Source organism: Nostoc sp. NMS4 (genome assembly GCF_017115095.1).
In the GTDB taxonomy this organism is placed as follows: domain Bacteria; phylum Cyanobacteriota; class Cyanobacteriia; order Cyanobacteriales; family Nostocaceae; genus Nostoc.
In genome coordinates, this window is record NZ_JABXKI010000391.1 from 1 (window position 1) to 14,927 (window position 14,927).

Here is a 14,927-nt window from a genome sequence, read left to right on the forward strand (position 1 = left end):
CCTTAATCCCCCCTTGCAAAGGGGGGAAACCGGAAAATCTAGTTCCCTCCCCTTTGCAAGGGGAGGGTTAGGAGGGGTGATTTAAGGATTTTTGCAAGAAGTCTAATGGGTAAAGTTAAAGACGCGATGAATCGCGTCTCTACAAATGGTCTATTTGTCGCATTCTTTTTTTAAATCGGTATTACAAACATCACTACTTTTTTTACAAACACTACGAGTTTTGTTAGGAACGCTACGAGTTTCGTTACCAACGCTACGAGTTTCGTTACAAACACTACGATTTTCGTTACAAAATAACGAGTTTTGTTAGGAACGCTACGATTTTCGTTACAAACATAACGATTTTTGTTACAAATATCATAGTTTTCGTTACAAACATCACGATTTTGTGATGTAGTAGGTTGCTAAATTCAACTTAACTATGAAATATTACAGTCAGTAGAGGTAGGAACGCCAACAAAAAGCCATGCCAGGATTGCAATTGAGCTTCTGGGGTTGGTTCTGGTGGTGTTAATAGAGCTTCTACTCTTTGTTCTAAGCGATCTGCACCGGAGGAACCTAATGCAGCACAGCAAATTTCTGATAAGACGGGGCTGCTACTAACTACTAATAAAAGTGATTCTGCTAACACCAGAGGGTCTACCTGTAATGCTGCATAACTGTCGGCACGGAGTTCGCGCAAGGCTAACAATTCTTCCCACAAAGGCTCTGTATTCGGCAACCATGCAGTGCAGGAACGTACCCAACCCAGCCAGAAAAACCAGAAGGTATCCCTATAATGGTGATGCCCTTGCTCATGGGCTAAGACGCTTTCTAAATGAGCGGGTGAGAGAGTTTGTACTAATCCTTGACTAACTACTAGTTCTGGTTGCCAAAAACCAATTTGACCTGCAAACAACGCGCCCGTTTGCAGCAGTCTAGCTCGTCTATTGCCAACATCCACTAAGGGGCAGTTACGGGCAGATTCTACAGACTGCCAACCCTGGAAGGCAAGTTTAATGCATGAAATGGCAAAAAATGCTAAATAAATTAATGCTAGTAAATAGCTAATTGAGCCTGTATACATTCCGCCCATTTGTCCTTGAGGCCCCATGAATAGCACAGCGATCGCAGTCATGAAAATTAACAAGGGCGGGAAGAGGAATAGAAATAGCGATCGCTGCCACCGCCGACTCCAACTAGCTTGGGGTTTATTCCAAGAGGATCTTAACCACCAGGCGACTGCCAAAGCATTCAAAATCATCATCAGATGCATCATTGTTCCTCCCTGGCTTGGCGTGCAGATTGAATCCGTTTAGCGATCGCTGCTATTTGCTCACTAGCTGCTTCATCCAGACTATCAGCAAAGGCAGCAACAACATCGGGATTCCCCACCGCCAAAAATCGCTGTAACTGCTCGTGAGCTTTGATGACTTCTGATTGCTGCTTACTCAGCATTGGCCGCCAATAAAATGCCCGCTCTTTTTTGTCGCAAGCCAGCCAACCTTTATCAGTCAGGCGACGTAAAACGGTGGTGACAGAAGTATACGCTAATTCGCGGTTGGGATCGGCGAGGATGCGATCGTGTACATCCTTGACTGTGGCTGAACCAAGTTCCCAGATGATATTTAAAATTTCCGCTTCCAACGGGCCTAAAGATAGTTGTTTAGGGCGGTAGTCGGGTAAAGGTGCCATAGGGTGATTTTTGAAGGGAAGGGGAAGGGAGATTAGGGAGCAGGGGAGGCAGGGGAGGCAGGGGAAGAAGAATTAATAACCAATGCCCAATGCCCTTATTATTTTAGATTACAAGATTGTGCAGCAAGTCTGAAAGTCTAGAAGCATAAGAAGGGACTTTTTGAGTTTTTTGAGTATTTATCTATTGAATGGGATACATTGTGCATTTTGATGCTAAAAAATGCTTAGGGATTAATTGCATAGTTAGCTAAGACACCAACTAGGTAGAATGTTATATGCGGCAGTAATATTAATTAAAACAGGTGTATCCAGCCCGTGAAGTTATTCGTATACCACACTCCTGAATTGACTCCAACGGATAAAGCGCCAGAATGTGCGATCGCAGTTGATGTCTTGCGAGCCACTAGCACAATTGCGACAGTTTTGGCATCTGGAGGCGAAGCTGTACAAGTATTCAGCGATTTAGATCAGTTAATTGAAGTTAGCGAAAAATGGCCTCCAGAAAAACGGCTACGGGCTGGAGAACGCGGCGGCGCGAAAGTAGCTGGTTTTGAGTTGGGTAACTCTCCCTTGGACTGCACACCAGAATTAGTAGAAGGGCGGCGTTTGTTTATCAGTACCACAAATGGCACTCGTGCTTTACAACGGGTACAAGATTCGCCAAATGTATTAGCAGCAGCCTTAATTAATCGGGCGGCGGTGGTGCAATTTCTTTTAGAGAAGCAACCAGAGACAGTATGGATAGTCGGTTCCGGTTGGGAAGGCAGTTATTCTTTAGAGGATACAGTTTGTGCGGGTGCGATCGCTCATAGTATTTTGCAGCAAACCCAGTTGTCACCAGAAGAACTCGCTGGCAATGATGAAGTAATAAGTGCGATCGCTCTTTACTCTCAATGGCAAGATAACTTATTGGGACTACTTCATCAAGCTAGTCACGGTCAACGATTATTGCGTCTTGACTGTCTAGATGATTTAAAATATTGTTCCCAAACTGATATTTTAGATGTCTTGCCTATCCAGCATGAAACGGGAGTATTAAAAAGGGGATAGGGCTGGGGAGCAATCAATTCAAAATTCAAAATTCAAAATTCAAAATTAAAGAACTTCTCCCCCATGCCCAATGCCCAATGCCCAATCCTAAGCATTTCCCTGAGTCTTTGTCGCCAATGGGGGGGATAAGTCTCTAGAATTGCGGAAATTTTTCCACAAGCAAGGACGGAATAGGGAGGGCGACGGGCTGGTGTGGGATATTCGGCGGTTGTAATGGGGACGATACGTTCAACTTTCAAGGGTAAGCCTAGCTGTTGGGCTTCTTCAAAAATGGCGACGGCAAAATCATACCAGCTAGCAACGCCGCTATTACTGTAGTGATAAGTGCCGCTAATTTCTGGAGTTAACTGGGGAATCATCTGGGTGATGACTGCGGCGATATCTTGCGCCCAAGTCGGGCTACCAATTTGATCGGCTACAACACGAAGTTCTTGGCGTTCTGCACCTAGTCGCAGCATGGTTTTGACAAAGTTACTTTTGCCAAAGGTTCCATAAACCCAAGCGGTACGCAAGATGAGGTGATGGGCGCAAGTTTGCCGAATTGCTTCTTCTCCAGCAAGTTTGGTTTTACCGTAGACACTCAACGGATTAGTCGTATCGGTTTCCTGATAAGGGCTACAGCCATTACCATCAAAAACATAATCGGTCGAAATATGAATTAGAAAAGCTCCTAACTTTTGACTTTCTTGGGCAATAATTAGGGGTGCAGTAGCATTAATAGCGATCGCGACTTCGGGTTCGCTTTCGGCTTTATCCACAGCAGTGTAAGCAGCAGCGTTAATGATGATTTGCGGTTGCTTGGATCTGATAACGTCGCACAGAGTATCGGGTTGAGCAAGGTCTACTGTTGGGCGTGCTACTGAGATAACATCGCCGTGGGATGAGAGAATTTGTTGCAGTTCCTTACCCACTTGACCATTGCTACCAATCAGCAAAATTGATTTAGTCATTTGTCATTTGTCATTTGTCATTTGTCATTTTTTATTTGACTACTTAATCAAATACTTCAGCAGTTTTCAAAGATTTACCAGCTTGGTCTTTAGCTGACAAAATCGGTGTAGCACTCAGAGGCCAATCTATTGCTAAATCTGGATCGTTCCATAGAATTGTGCGATCGCTATGGGGTGCATAATAATCTGTAGTTTTGTAGAGAACTTCGGCTATTTCGGAAAGTGCGAGGAAACCATGAGCAAAACCTGGTGGTATCCACAGTAAGCGTTTGTTTTCAGCACTGAGTTCAGAACCTACCCACTTACCAAAAGTAGCCGAGCTTTTTCTAATGTCTACGGCTACGTCAAAAATAGTACCGACAACAACACGAATGAGTTTACCTTGGGGTTGTTGAATTTGGTAGTGCAGCCCACGTAGGACGTTTTGTTTAGAGCAAGAGTGGTTATCTTGGACAAAGTTCGTAACAATTCCTATTTCTTGAGCAAATTTTTGCTGGTTGTAAGCTTCAAAAAAGAAACCGCGATCGTCTGCAAATACTTGGGGTTCAATTTGTAGAACTTCAGAAATCTTGGTATGTACAATGCTCATTAATATTATTTATAGGATGTGCCGCAGTGTTCTGATTGTTAGGGAACTCCAAGAAATAAATTATCCAATATTGTGGGGTGGGCATCTTGCCCGCCCAGTTGATATGGCGGGCAAGATGCCCACCCCACAAGAATTAATTGAATATTTTTTTATTTGGAAGTTTCTTAGATGAATTTCGCATTCATATTTTACAAGCACTATGTTCCAACTTTGACGTTAGCTTGTCCTATTTATAATCAGTAAATCACGTTAGTTCAATTTGACAGTCATCGCCAATCATAAATCGCAAGGCTTTGGGACGACGGGGTGCAAGACTCAATTGTGCCCTTTGTCCAATCACACTATCGATAATGCGCTGATGAATTCCGGCAATTCTAGCACCTTCTAAAATAACACTGTGTTCTAAATCGGTGTCAATGAGTGTGACATTGTTAGCAATACTACTGTAAGGGCCAATAAAGCAGTTTTCTAAATGACAATTGCTGCCAATGACTACTGGCCCCCGAATTGTGCAGTTAATTACTTTCGATTTGGCACCAATTTGGACTCGTCCACTAATCTGGCTTTGGGCATCGATTTCGCCCACAACTGATGTTGTCAGATAAGTGTCGAGAATTAATCGGTTAGCTTCTAATAAGTCATCTTTTTTACCAGTGTCTAGCCACCAACCTTGAAGATTGTAAGCTAAAACTTGCTTTTCCTGATTAATTAGGTATTGAATAGCATCAGTAATTTCTAGTTCGCCTCTGCTAGAAGGTTGGATATTTGCGATCGCATCATAGATGAGGTGAGAAAAGAAATAAACTCCTACCAATGCTAAATTTGAAGGAGGAATTTTCGGTTTTTCAATTAACTGTAATACCCGTCCTGTCTCGTCTACCTCAGCCACGCCAAAGGCGCTAGGGTTGTCAACCGAATGTAAAAGAATCAAAGCATCCGGCTGTTGTTGGCTAAATTGTTGCAAAAAGTAACGTAACTCACCTAATTGAATCAGGTTATCGCCCAAGTACATAACAAAGGGAGAATCCCCTAAAAAGGGATGAGCAACGCGAACGGCGTGAGCAAGTCCAAGTGGCTGGTTTTGTACGATGTAGGTGATGTTCGCTCCAAAGCATTCTCCATTTCCGGTTTTAGCTTGGACTTCTGCCCCGGTTTCTGGACTGATGATGATGCCAATATCAGTAATACCAGCAGCGACCATCTCTTCGATGCCGTACCATAAAACAGGTTTATTCGCAACTGGTACAAGTTGTTTTGCCCCGCTATAGGTGAGGGGACGTAAGCGTGTACCTTTACCACCAGAAAGAATTAGTGCTTTCATCAGGATTTACGATTAATTAGAAGTCATTAGTCAAGATAATCTGAAAACTTGACAAAATCCCAAATCATTGCATTTAAATTCTGGTGTTAGTTTATATGTAATGGGATAAGACTTCGGCGGTTGCTTTTCCTGTTTTTTCCCAACTAAATTGTTGAGAGTGAGTAATACCTTGGCTAGAAAGGCGCGATCGCAATCCCGAATTAGTTGCAATACCTTGCATCGCCTCTGTAATTTCTCCGGTATTGTAGGGATTGATTAAAATCGCCGCATCGCCAGCTACTTCAGGTAAAGAGGAGAGATTTGAGGTAATGACGGGAGTACCACAAGCCATTGCTTCCAGAACTGGTAAACCAAAACCCTCCCAGAGACTGGGGAAAACCAGAGCGATCGCTTGATTGATGATTTTTGGCAATTCGCTATATGGTACATAGTCAAGGAACTTCACCTGATTAGTTACACCCAATTCTGCAACTTGCACTTTTAAAATAGGGGTGTAACGCGAATCAATTGGCCCGACTAACCATAGTTCATAGTCTTTGCAGTTAGGTAACGCCGCAAAAGCACTGATGAGTCGCTGGATGTTTTTGTAAGGATCTTGGCGACCAATGTAGAGAAAGTAGTTGCTGGTGGGGAGGTTGAGAGGAAGGAAGTGAGTGCGATCGTGCGCCAAAGGAATCGGAGTAATTTTGCTGGCGGGAATTTGATAAAAATCCGTGATGTCTTTAGCCGTAGTCTGAGAGATACAAATAATGTGTTGTGCTTGCTTAAGAACTTGGGGCGTGTAGTAGCGATGGTAAGCTGTGAGTGGTGAGAAGCCTGTGGCAAAACGCAACGGAATCATATCAAAAGATGTGACAACAAAACGACAGTTGCTATAAAGGGGTGCTTCCGGTAGCGGGGAGAATAAGAGACTCGATTTGAGGTTTTTATATATTTGTGGTAGTTGAAATTGTGTCCAGATGAGGCGGTTAAAATGACCTTTCGTGCCGCAGTCTGGTGTTAATTTTGATGAAATTTCATAGCATTCATAGTCATAAATTGACTGTGAAGTTAATAATGTTAGTTTGAGAGATTGCAGATTTGCAATAATATTTAAAGCGTAGGTTGTTATACCTGTGGGTTTCTTAGACAAAAAAGATAGATTGACCAGCAAGTTTTTAAGCTTTTATTTAAACTGAATTTAATTATACAAACAACAGAGAAACTCTTCAGCAGATTCTTGCCATGAGAATGGCACATACTCATTTCTGATGCGCTCTACCAAAATATTGTAGTAAATCTCTGAATCAAGTAAGTCTTTTAAAGCTTCATACAGTTCTGTTGGTTGAGTAGGAGAGAAATATCTACAAAAATCGCCTCCCACTTCAGGCAAAGAGCCGCCATTGCTAGCAATTACAGGTTTATAGTGTTGTAGCGCTTCTACCACAGGTAATCCAAATCCTTCATAAAAGGAGGCTTGAACTAAACAGTAACAATTTTGATAGAGAAAATCTAGTTGAGCATCGGTAACAGAACCTAGTATTTGTATAAGCTTGCCATACATTTTATTAGATTCTATCAAATTATCAGTTTCTGAGTCCCAACCTTTATTACCTGCAAAAATTAAAAACACATCATCATAACTAGAATTTATCAATAAATCAAAGGCTGCAATGATAGTTTTAATATTTTTATGAGGCACTAAGCTGCCAACTACTAAAATATATTTTTTATCAAGTAACTTCTGCAACTTTATATCAGAGCTATTATTTTCTTCACTTAGCAATAAATCATGTTTATAATAGTTCCCGCCTAAGCGAAAGCTTTTAACAATCTGTGAATTATTATTAGCTAATATTCCTTGATATTTCGCATTATTATAATCTTCAGCACTCTTCTTAGAAATACATAATACCTTATCGAATAAAGTAGAATAATCGCTATAGAATTTTGTAAAAGCTTTCGTAAATCTCTTAGAAGAAAACTCTGGAAACTTGATTGGAATCAGGTCATAGCATATAACTACAATAGTGACTTTATGCCTTTTTAAAAGTTGTAAAAATCGGTAGTAAGTTTTAGGTAAATCCCAATTAGCATCAGCTATTACATAAATATCTCCTGGCTGGACTATAGAACTTTCAAATTCAAGGAAACCTTTTTTGTTTTCTGAATTTGAATCAAACCAATCAATCAAATTTAATACATATAAAAAGTTTATAATTTTATTTTTAAGCTTCAAGAATAGAGCTTGAACTTTTATATTTATTTTAGTTAGATTGAGATATTTGTTAACCTTGATAAAATGGTCATCTTGCTGTTGATTAAGATTAGTCACTCTCCGCATAAAACTACCATCAAACATAACCGCTACTATTTCTATATCTGTGCGGTTTGAGCTTATTTGCAATAATTCAGAAGTTAGTTCTCGAACCACTCGATGGATTCCAGTATTTTTGTATGTATGTTTTGCAGTGTGAGTACAATCAATAAATATCTTCATCCTAAAGCCTACTTGAAATTATTTTTATTGCAATTTTTTAATAAATTTTTGCTAAAAAACTTACCTAAGAAAACATAACTAAAAAATTTAGTAGTTGCATTCTTAGGTAAGCTATTTTGCTTTTTCCCTAGTCTCAAGTTAATGGTTATTTATGATTAAGAAACTAAACAAGCTAACTGCTTAATTTCTTAAGATCATAATCAACCATTAGCTCGACCAATTGATTAAAAGAGTATTGAGGCTGCCAACCTATTCCCATTTTAATTTTATCAATGCAACCAACTAACTGCACTGGTTCATCAGCACGATAAAAAGCGGGGTCAACCGAGACATAATCTTGCCAATTAAGCCCAACACAGTCAAAAGCACACTCAACAAGTTGTTTAACAGAGTAGGTTTCACCACTGGCAATAAGGTAGTCATCGGGTTGTTCTTGCTGCAACATTAACCACATAGCGTAAACAGCATCTTTGGCATAGCACCAATCACGACGAGCATCTAGGTTGCCTAATTTTAGTTCACTTGCCAAACCTAATTTAATTTGGGCAACTGCGTATGTGATTTTGCGAAATACAAATTCTGTCCCGCGTCGAGGCGATTCGTGAGTATAAGTAATACCACAACAGTTATAAAGGTTATATTTCTGCCGATAGTTGACAGTCATCCAATGAGCATAAGCTTTGGCAACACCATAAGGATTCCGGGGACGAAAGGCTGTGCGTTCAGTTTGGGGTGATTCGTCAGGTTGACCAAAAACTTCACTACTGGATGCTTGATAGAATTTTGCATCAGGTTTACAGCGACGAATAGATTCTAAGAGGCGAGAGACACCAAGAGCTGTATATTCAGCAGTGAGAGCAGGTTGTGTCCAAGAGAGTGGAACGTAGCTTTGAGAGGCGAGATTATAAATTTCGTCTGGTTGACATTCGCTCACTACATCCATGAGGGATGATTGATCGAGGAGGTCGCCGGATACGATTTGAATGTCGCCATCAAGGTGGGTGATACGCTCTAGGTTACTGGTGCTAGAACGGCGGACTAGACCAAAGACTTTGTAGCCTTTTGCTATGAGTAGTTCGGCAAGATATGAACCATCTTGTCCGGTTAATCCGGTGATTAGGGCTTTTTTGATCACATTTATAAACCTACTTAAAAAAACTAAAATTGAAGAAAGCTAGGCAAAAAATTGGGAGTAATTAATTTTAGGGTGGGACAATAGGTTTGACAACAATATTTCTATCTTTATCACTAAAGTTTCAGGAGAGTATCTATGTTAAGTAGCTTAGGAATGCTAATTAAGAGTGTACCATCTGTCGGAGTCACCAGTATTACTTTAAATGTCAATAAACTGTACCTCAGCAGAATAGTCAGCGTTATAATTGTTAGACTAAGCGTAGTTAAGACACACGTATTAATTTGTATTAAGCTCTTAAGCACATGCATGAATCATTTCGATAAGATTTTTCTTAACACTATTAAAAGCATAATTAGATACTACATAATTTCTGGCTAAATTTCCCATTTCTACTAGTTGGTTAGGATTTGCCATCATTTCTTGTATTACTGTGGAAAATTCATCATAGTTATGATAAATCTTGCCACCACCGCTACGCTTAACGTGTTCTACTAAGACCTGACAGGAGCCATTAACTAATACTGGCGTACATTGAGCCATTGCTTCCAAAGTTACTATACTAAAACTTTCATAGGGCGATGGCATAACAAAAATAGATGCTCCAGCCATGAGTTGAAATTTCTCTTCTGACGAAACAAAACCTCTAAAATCAATGTCTGGATGATTTGGTATTTCTATTTCACTTTTCCCAGTTAAGATTAATTTTAAATTAGAGGAAATATCTTTCTTAAACTGAGTAAAGAAATTAATTAAATCATTACATCCCTTACTTGAATCAATACGACCAGAATAGAGAATATACGGGTACTTAGCTATAAAAGGAGTGCAAGGAGTTGTCTCCACAGCCATAGAGATAATCTCACTAGGTAGTTCACCCCATAACTTCTCTCCCAAAAGTTTCTCCGCATTAGTCAACCACACTAAGAAGCGAGCCTTACGAGCCATATACTTGTATGCAGTCAAATAAGCAGTCGGTTCGTCATGAAGAGTCGGTATTAGCAAAACTTTAGAAGAAGGGACTTGAGGTATTCCAAAGTAAGTAGTTGGATATAAATAAGTGGTAAAAATAATAGATTGATAGTCACTCCATCGCTGTTTTAGAAAAGATAGTAAAGCTTCTGAGTAAGGGCCTTGACGACGGATAAATTCTTCCTGAAGTGCAATACTCCAAGGAATTATTTGGCTATTTTCTGTTTGGCTATACTTGGGTTTATGAAATTCTCTTAAAAGTCTTTGATGTAGGTGATGCCAATACTCAGTTCGACCTATAGTAACTGGAAAGCGATGAATATTTATACCTTGCTTTGTTTCACAACCAGGAGGTAATTCATTAGACCATTTAGTATAATTTAATGCGGTTGTAGTAATTATATCGACCTTAAATTCATCACTTAGCAAATTAGCATACTGCCATGCTAAAGCTTCTGAGCCTCCTACTATACTTTCATGACTTCTTTGAACAACGATAGCAATCTGTTTCACTCTATGCTCTTGATCACCTTCATAAATTTAGATTCGATTTGTTCATTCGTAAAAGTTTCTTGGTAACGCCGCCATCCCATCTCACCTAGAGTGGTGCTAATGGATTCTTTACTAGCTATACAGTCTATTGACCCAGCCATAAAATAAGGATCTAGCTGTTCCCAAACCAAACCTGCTTTTCCTACTGTATAAGGGATAGCAGTTGAACCATAAGCTACAATTGGTACTTTCATGGCCATAGATTCAACTAGTGGCACACAAAATCCTTCATGTTCACTAGTAATCATAAAGACATTAGCAACAAGATAGTAAGCTTTCAGACTTGCAGTAGAAACTCCTCCTGTAAATACTACCGATTCTTGCAAACCTAAAGACTTAACTTTTTCATAAAGATATGTAGTGTAAATATTTAGACGCTCATCTTGTTTACCAACAATGATCAGGCGACTATTTTTATTATAATCTTTGTGGTAAACATGAAAAGCATCAATTAGAGCAGAGTGTCCTTTGTTAGGAGCAAGACGACCTACCATTAAAATGTTTACTTTTTCATCTATATATTTATCTAAAATACTGATGTCAGCATCAACATATTGCAAATCATCAATATGATGGAATGGTGGAATCACCAAACTATTTTCTTGAGAAACTCCCATTGAATGCAATTCATCTGCATTGTATTCAGAATCAGACAAATATAAAGCACCAGGCACATCAGCAATAAGCTTTAGTTGTTTTCTTCCTGCTTGACATACCGTAACATAATCTGCATTAATCCCTTGAAAAAACTCAGGCGGAGTTACATTATGGTATTTAACAACCTTAAAACAATTAATATCATTAATAATTTCAAGAGCAATATCCCAGCCAACGGAATAATGATAAATTAATATATCTTTTTTTTTTCTAATGAAAGATTTAAGTTGATTTACATGCTGAATATAATCTACATTTGAAGACTCCCAAGAGTTAGCGAATAACTGTGTGGTATAACCATATTTTTTTAGACAATTATACATTCCCATTACATCATTGCTAACTGCATCACCCTTCATAAGGCAAGGAGTTAAAAGAGCAATATTTACCATTGTTGATTTCCTGATAACAAAGCTAAACTTCAATATATGTCAGATGTCTTAACATAATATTGATTAAATCTATCAAGATTCTATAATAAAAATTGTTAGATTAGATATGCTCATAGTTAGCCGATATAGTTATTAACATATTTAGTTTTTTAGGTTATAATCTTGTATCCGACAACCGCATAATCTTGTGGTCCATAAAAATATTCATTGAATCGTTCTGCTATTTCAGAACCTATGACTTTATATGTTTCTGGATAAGGGTGAAGATTTATGACTTTGACCTGCTGTAAACCTTGCGTCTCAAGAATAAATTTAATCATGGAGCTTGGCAAAGGATTGCGATGCGTTGGATCTAAATAAAAATTACAACTACCAACTAATACATTTTGAGGATTAGGTGTTTCAAAAATAGCTAATCCTCCAGGTTTAAGTATTCTGACTACTTCACTGAAAAATTTCATTAATGTTGGGAAAGCTAGATGTTCAATAATATGAAAACCAGTTACTATTCCTAAACTGCTATCAGGTAAAGATTGCATATAAACTATTACGTCTGCTTCTATTACCTCAAATCCTCTGGAGCGAGATTGTTCTACCATGACTCTGTTGATATCCAGACCTCTGGCTGTATATCCAGATTCTTGTAGTAACTCCAGCCATTCACCACGACCACAGCCCACATCTAAAATTGGAGATTCATGTGTGCCTATTTTTGCTTCCTCAATCAATGGCAAATAAACTTTTAACCTATTTACAATCTCTTGCCGACTTCCTCGAAACTGTTCTTCAAATGCAACATAAAATGCATCTAAAAAGTGAATATCTTCATTAATAAATGTCTGCAATTGCTCTTGATTAAAAGGTTCTGGTAAACATTTTTTTGCCTCTTCCAAAAACACTGTTATTAAACGCTTCTGCTGCATTAGGTCATTTTTTAGGTAACTATCGTTTCTGATATAATGCTCATTTATTTCTTGAATACGAGTAACTGCTGTAATTATACGATTATCTGTTGTAATTAAATGCTCATTTAGTCTTTCAATACGAGCATCTACAATACTTTTATATTCATCTATTGCTTGTACTTGGATCTTCACAGTATCCAAGCCTTCTTGAATACCAGTTAGCCAGCTACTAATTAAAGTATCGATGGCACTTAAGCTGTCGTTTATTCCTTGGATGCAACTATCCACATTAACTAGCCGCTCATCTATTCCTTGGACGCGACTATCCATATTAACTAGCCGCTCATCTACTCCTTGGACGCAACTATCCATATTAACTAGCCGCTCATCTACTCCTTGGACGCGACTATCCATATTAACTAGCCGCTCATCTATTCCTTGAACGCGACTATCCATATTAACTAGCCGCTCATCTATTCCTTGGACGCGACTATCCATATTAACTAGGCGACTATCTCCTTGCGCTTTTAAAGTCGCAATTTGGTCTATTAGCTGGTAATTAAGTGCTACAGACTCCTTTAGAGAGTTAATTATATTGAAATTAACTTCTCGTTGATCTTTAAAGAGAAAATTAAGAATTTTTATAATAAGTTTTTGTAACTTAGCACTGAGATTAAAAGGAAAAAAATTAAGTTTATCTGGCCACTTTGTACGTACAATTGAACGAGATTCTGCATTTTGAAGAAAAGCTTCAATATTACTAATACTTAACTTTAGTTTTGATGTGTCTAGATTAGGTTGTAAATTATTAGGTTGTAAATTTGTTTCTTGAGAGTATACTTGACGTTTAACTACGTCTTTACGAATTTTATCCATTAATTCATCAACATTAATTTCAAGATTGTTTGGTTCGATCATTATTTATATTTTTAAAATAAATATATAAAACTATATAAAACTTTCACTTTTACGGAATTATTTCTTTGACTATCTTGGCTGGAATCCCTGCTACAACATGATAACTAGGAACATCGCATTTAACAACAGCACCTGCGGCTACTACAGAATTCTTACCAATTTTACAAGGGCCAATTATGGTGGCATTACTTGCGATCCAAGCCCCTTCCTCAACTACAATATCATTTCCTTGAGTTGGAAAGTTGTTCATCCTCTCTAGCCCAAAATTTCTATAGTCGTGAGTTCCAGTTATTACACTAACATTGTGTCCAAAAAAAACATATTCTCCGATTACTATATTCCCCGAAGATAAGTTAAATAATGCATTATTTACAACGCATGTTTGTGACAATTTTAGTCTTTGAGGCTCGCCAAAAACCAAGTATTGTTTTAAACTTACATCTTTGATGCGTTGGTCAAAATATCCTTGCGTTAGAGATTGCTTCAGGTAAATATCAAAATATAATTTAATCCAGCTTTCGAGCTTAGATTTAAAATAATTTTTAACTATTGTGTACATAGTGATTCCTCGTAGAGTCCGATCTTTCTACCAGATACTTGAAAGACTCCTTCTACCAAATCATTTACTGCTGCTTGTATAACTATGGCATTCTGAATCCAGTCCAGCATTTCTAAATTTTCGTGTGTTCCATCTCCAAATGCTATATCTAAGGCATAATTACCACCAGCTAAGTGGGGCCAAATAAACTCAAAGTCAACTGTTGCTCTTCCTATTTCTGATTTAGATAGCCAGTAGCTAGCAAAATTTTTATCTAAGAGTTCTGTACTCCATCCTGATAAAACAGTCCTCAATCTATCCAGTAGCGCTATACCAACATTTGGCTTTCTAACTTTGTCGTGTCTGAATGTAGTGATTCTAATTTTTAATACATCTCCAGGATAAACCAACTGAATAGGTTGACCCTGACTATCTAACACAGAAATATACTCAATTTCTGCACGTCCTGTACCAAATCTTTCAAATCCATAAAAAGCCATATACGGCTTTTTAGTAAAAGGATTTGATTCTTTAGTGGTGATTTTAGTTAAATCAATTTCTTCTTCATTAGCACCAATCTTCTCATTCTTATTTGAATCCAAATTTATGCTAGTTCTTTTATTTACTTCTTCATGTACCCATGCTTGATAGTGTTTACATACTTCCGCAGGTTTTCCAGTCTCTACAAGAATCCCTTGGTTAATCCACATAGCTTTAGAGCAAAGACGTGACACAGAACCTACATCATGGGATACAAATAAGATTGTTCCTCCAGAATCTTGAAAATCTCTAATTTTT

Annotated in this window: 14 protein-coding genes; 1 reads left to right on the forward strand and 13 read right to left on the reverse strand. The window is 38.3% G+C overall.

The features are described 5' to 3' along the window. Positions 1-415: 415 nt before the first annotated feature. Positions 416-1,255 carry a M56 family metallopeptidase gene (locus HWQ37_RS32220; protein ID WP_292755127.1) on the reverse strand — a complete coding sequence of 280 codons (840 nt, stop codon included), beginning with the start codon at positions 1,253-1,255 and terminating at the stop codon, positions 416-418. Then, positions 1,255-1,674, reverse strand: a complete 420-nt coding sequence (locus tag HWQ37_RS32225; protein ID WP_292721488.1) for a BlaI/MecI/CopY family transcriptional regulator — start codon at positions 1,672-1,674, stop codon at positions 1,255-1,257. Before HWQ37_RS32225 ends, HWQ37_RS32220 begins: the two co-directional genes overlap by 1 nt. A gap of 315 nt (positions 1,675-1,989) precedes the next feature. Between HWQ37_RS32225 and HWQ37_RS32230 the strand changes: the two genes are divergently transcribed. Next, on the forward strand, positions 1,990-2,724 hold the full coding sequence (locus HWQ37_RS32230) for a 2-phosphosulfolactate phosphatase family protein (protein ID WP_292755095.1): 735 nt from the start codon (positions 1,990-1,992) through the stop codon (positions 2,722-2,724). Positions 2,725-2,756: 32 nt separating this feature from the next. On the opposite strand, the gene rfbD is transcribed toward HWQ37_RS32230, so the two are convergent. The 11 genes from rfbD to HWQ37_RS32285 form a co-directional block, all read right to left on the reverse strand. Continuing rightward, positions 2,757-3,674 (reverse strand): dTDP-4-dehydrorhamnose reductase, encoded by a 918-nt coding sequence (gene rfbD, locus HWQ37_RS32235; RefSeq protein WP_292755097.1) that lies wholly within the window; start codon positions 3,672-3,674, stop codon positions 2,757-2,759. Between the two features lie 43 nt (positions 3,675-3,717). Next, positions 3,718-4,263, reverse strand: coding sequence for a dTDP-4-dehydrorhamnose 3,5-epimerase (gene rfbC / locus HWQ37_RS32240; protein WP_292755099.1), 546 nt, complete (start codon positions 4,261-4,263; stop codon positions 3,718-3,720). A gap of 244 nt (positions 4,264-4,507) precedes the next feature. Further along, positions 4,508-5,584 carry a glucose-1-phosphate thymidylyltransferase gene (locus HWQ37_RS32245; RefSeq protein WP_292755102.1) on the reverse strand — a complete coding sequence of 359 codons (1,077 nt, stop codon included), beginning with the start codon at positions 5,582-5,584 and terminating at the stop codon, positions 4,508-4,510. A 91-nt stretch (positions 5,585-5,675) separates the two neighbouring features. Beyond that, positions 5,676-6,716, reverse strand: coding sequence for a glycosyltransferase family 4 protein (locus HWQ37_RS32250; RefSeq protein WP_292755105.1), 1,041 nt, complete (start codon positions 6,714-6,716; stop codon positions 5,676-5,678). A 48-nt stretch (positions 6,717-6,764) separates the two neighbouring features. Next, positions 6,765-8,063 carry a glycosyltransferase family 4 protein gene (locus HWQ37_RS32255; protein ID WP_292755108.1) on the reverse strand — a complete coding sequence of 433 codons (1,299 nt, stop codon included), beginning with the start codon at positions 8,061-8,063 and terminating at the stop codon, positions 6,765-6,767. 172 nt (positions 8,064-8,235) lie between these two features. Beyond that, positions 8,236-9,198, reverse strand: coding sequence for a GDP-mannose 4,6-dehydratase (locus HWQ37_RS32260; protein WP_292755111.1), 963 nt, complete (start codon positions 9,196-9,198; stop codon positions 8,236-8,238). A gap of 294 nt (positions 9,199-9,492) precedes the next feature. Continuing rightward, positions 9,493-10,680 (reverse strand): glycosyltransferase family 4 protein, encoded by a 1,188-nt coding sequence (locus HWQ37_RS32265; protein WP_292755114.1) that lies wholly within the window; start codon positions 10,678-10,680, stop codon positions 9,493-9,495. Next, complete coding sequence (locus tag HWQ37_RS32270; RefSeq protein ID WP_292755116.1) at positions 10,677-11,768, reverse strand: glycosyltransferase family 4 protein; 1,092 nt, start codon at positions 11,766-11,768, stop codon at positions 10,677-10,679. The genes HWQ37_RS32265 and HWQ37_RS32270 overlap by 4 nt, the downstream gene beginning before the upstream one ends. Positions 11,769-11,917: 149 nt before the next feature. Beyond that, positions 11,918-13,591, reverse strand: a complete 1,674-nt coding sequence (locus tag HWQ37_RS32275) for a class I SAM-dependent methyltransferase (RefSeq protein WP_292755119.1) — start codon at positions 13,589-13,591, stop codon at positions 11,918-11,920. Positions 13,592-13,640: 49 nt separating this feature from the next. Then, positions 13,641-14,150, reverse strand: a complete 510-nt coding sequence (locus HWQ37_RS32280) for an acyltransferase (RefSeq protein ID WP_292755122.1) — start codon at positions 14,148-14,150, stop codon at positions 13,641-13,643. After that, positions 14,138-14,927, reverse strand: a 790-nt coding sequence (locus HWQ37_RS32285; protein ID WP_292755125.1) for a Wzt carbohydrate-binding domain-containing protein, incomplete at its 5' end; no start/stop codon positions are given. The genes HWQ37_RS32280 and HWQ37_RS32285, both read right to left, overlap by 13 nt.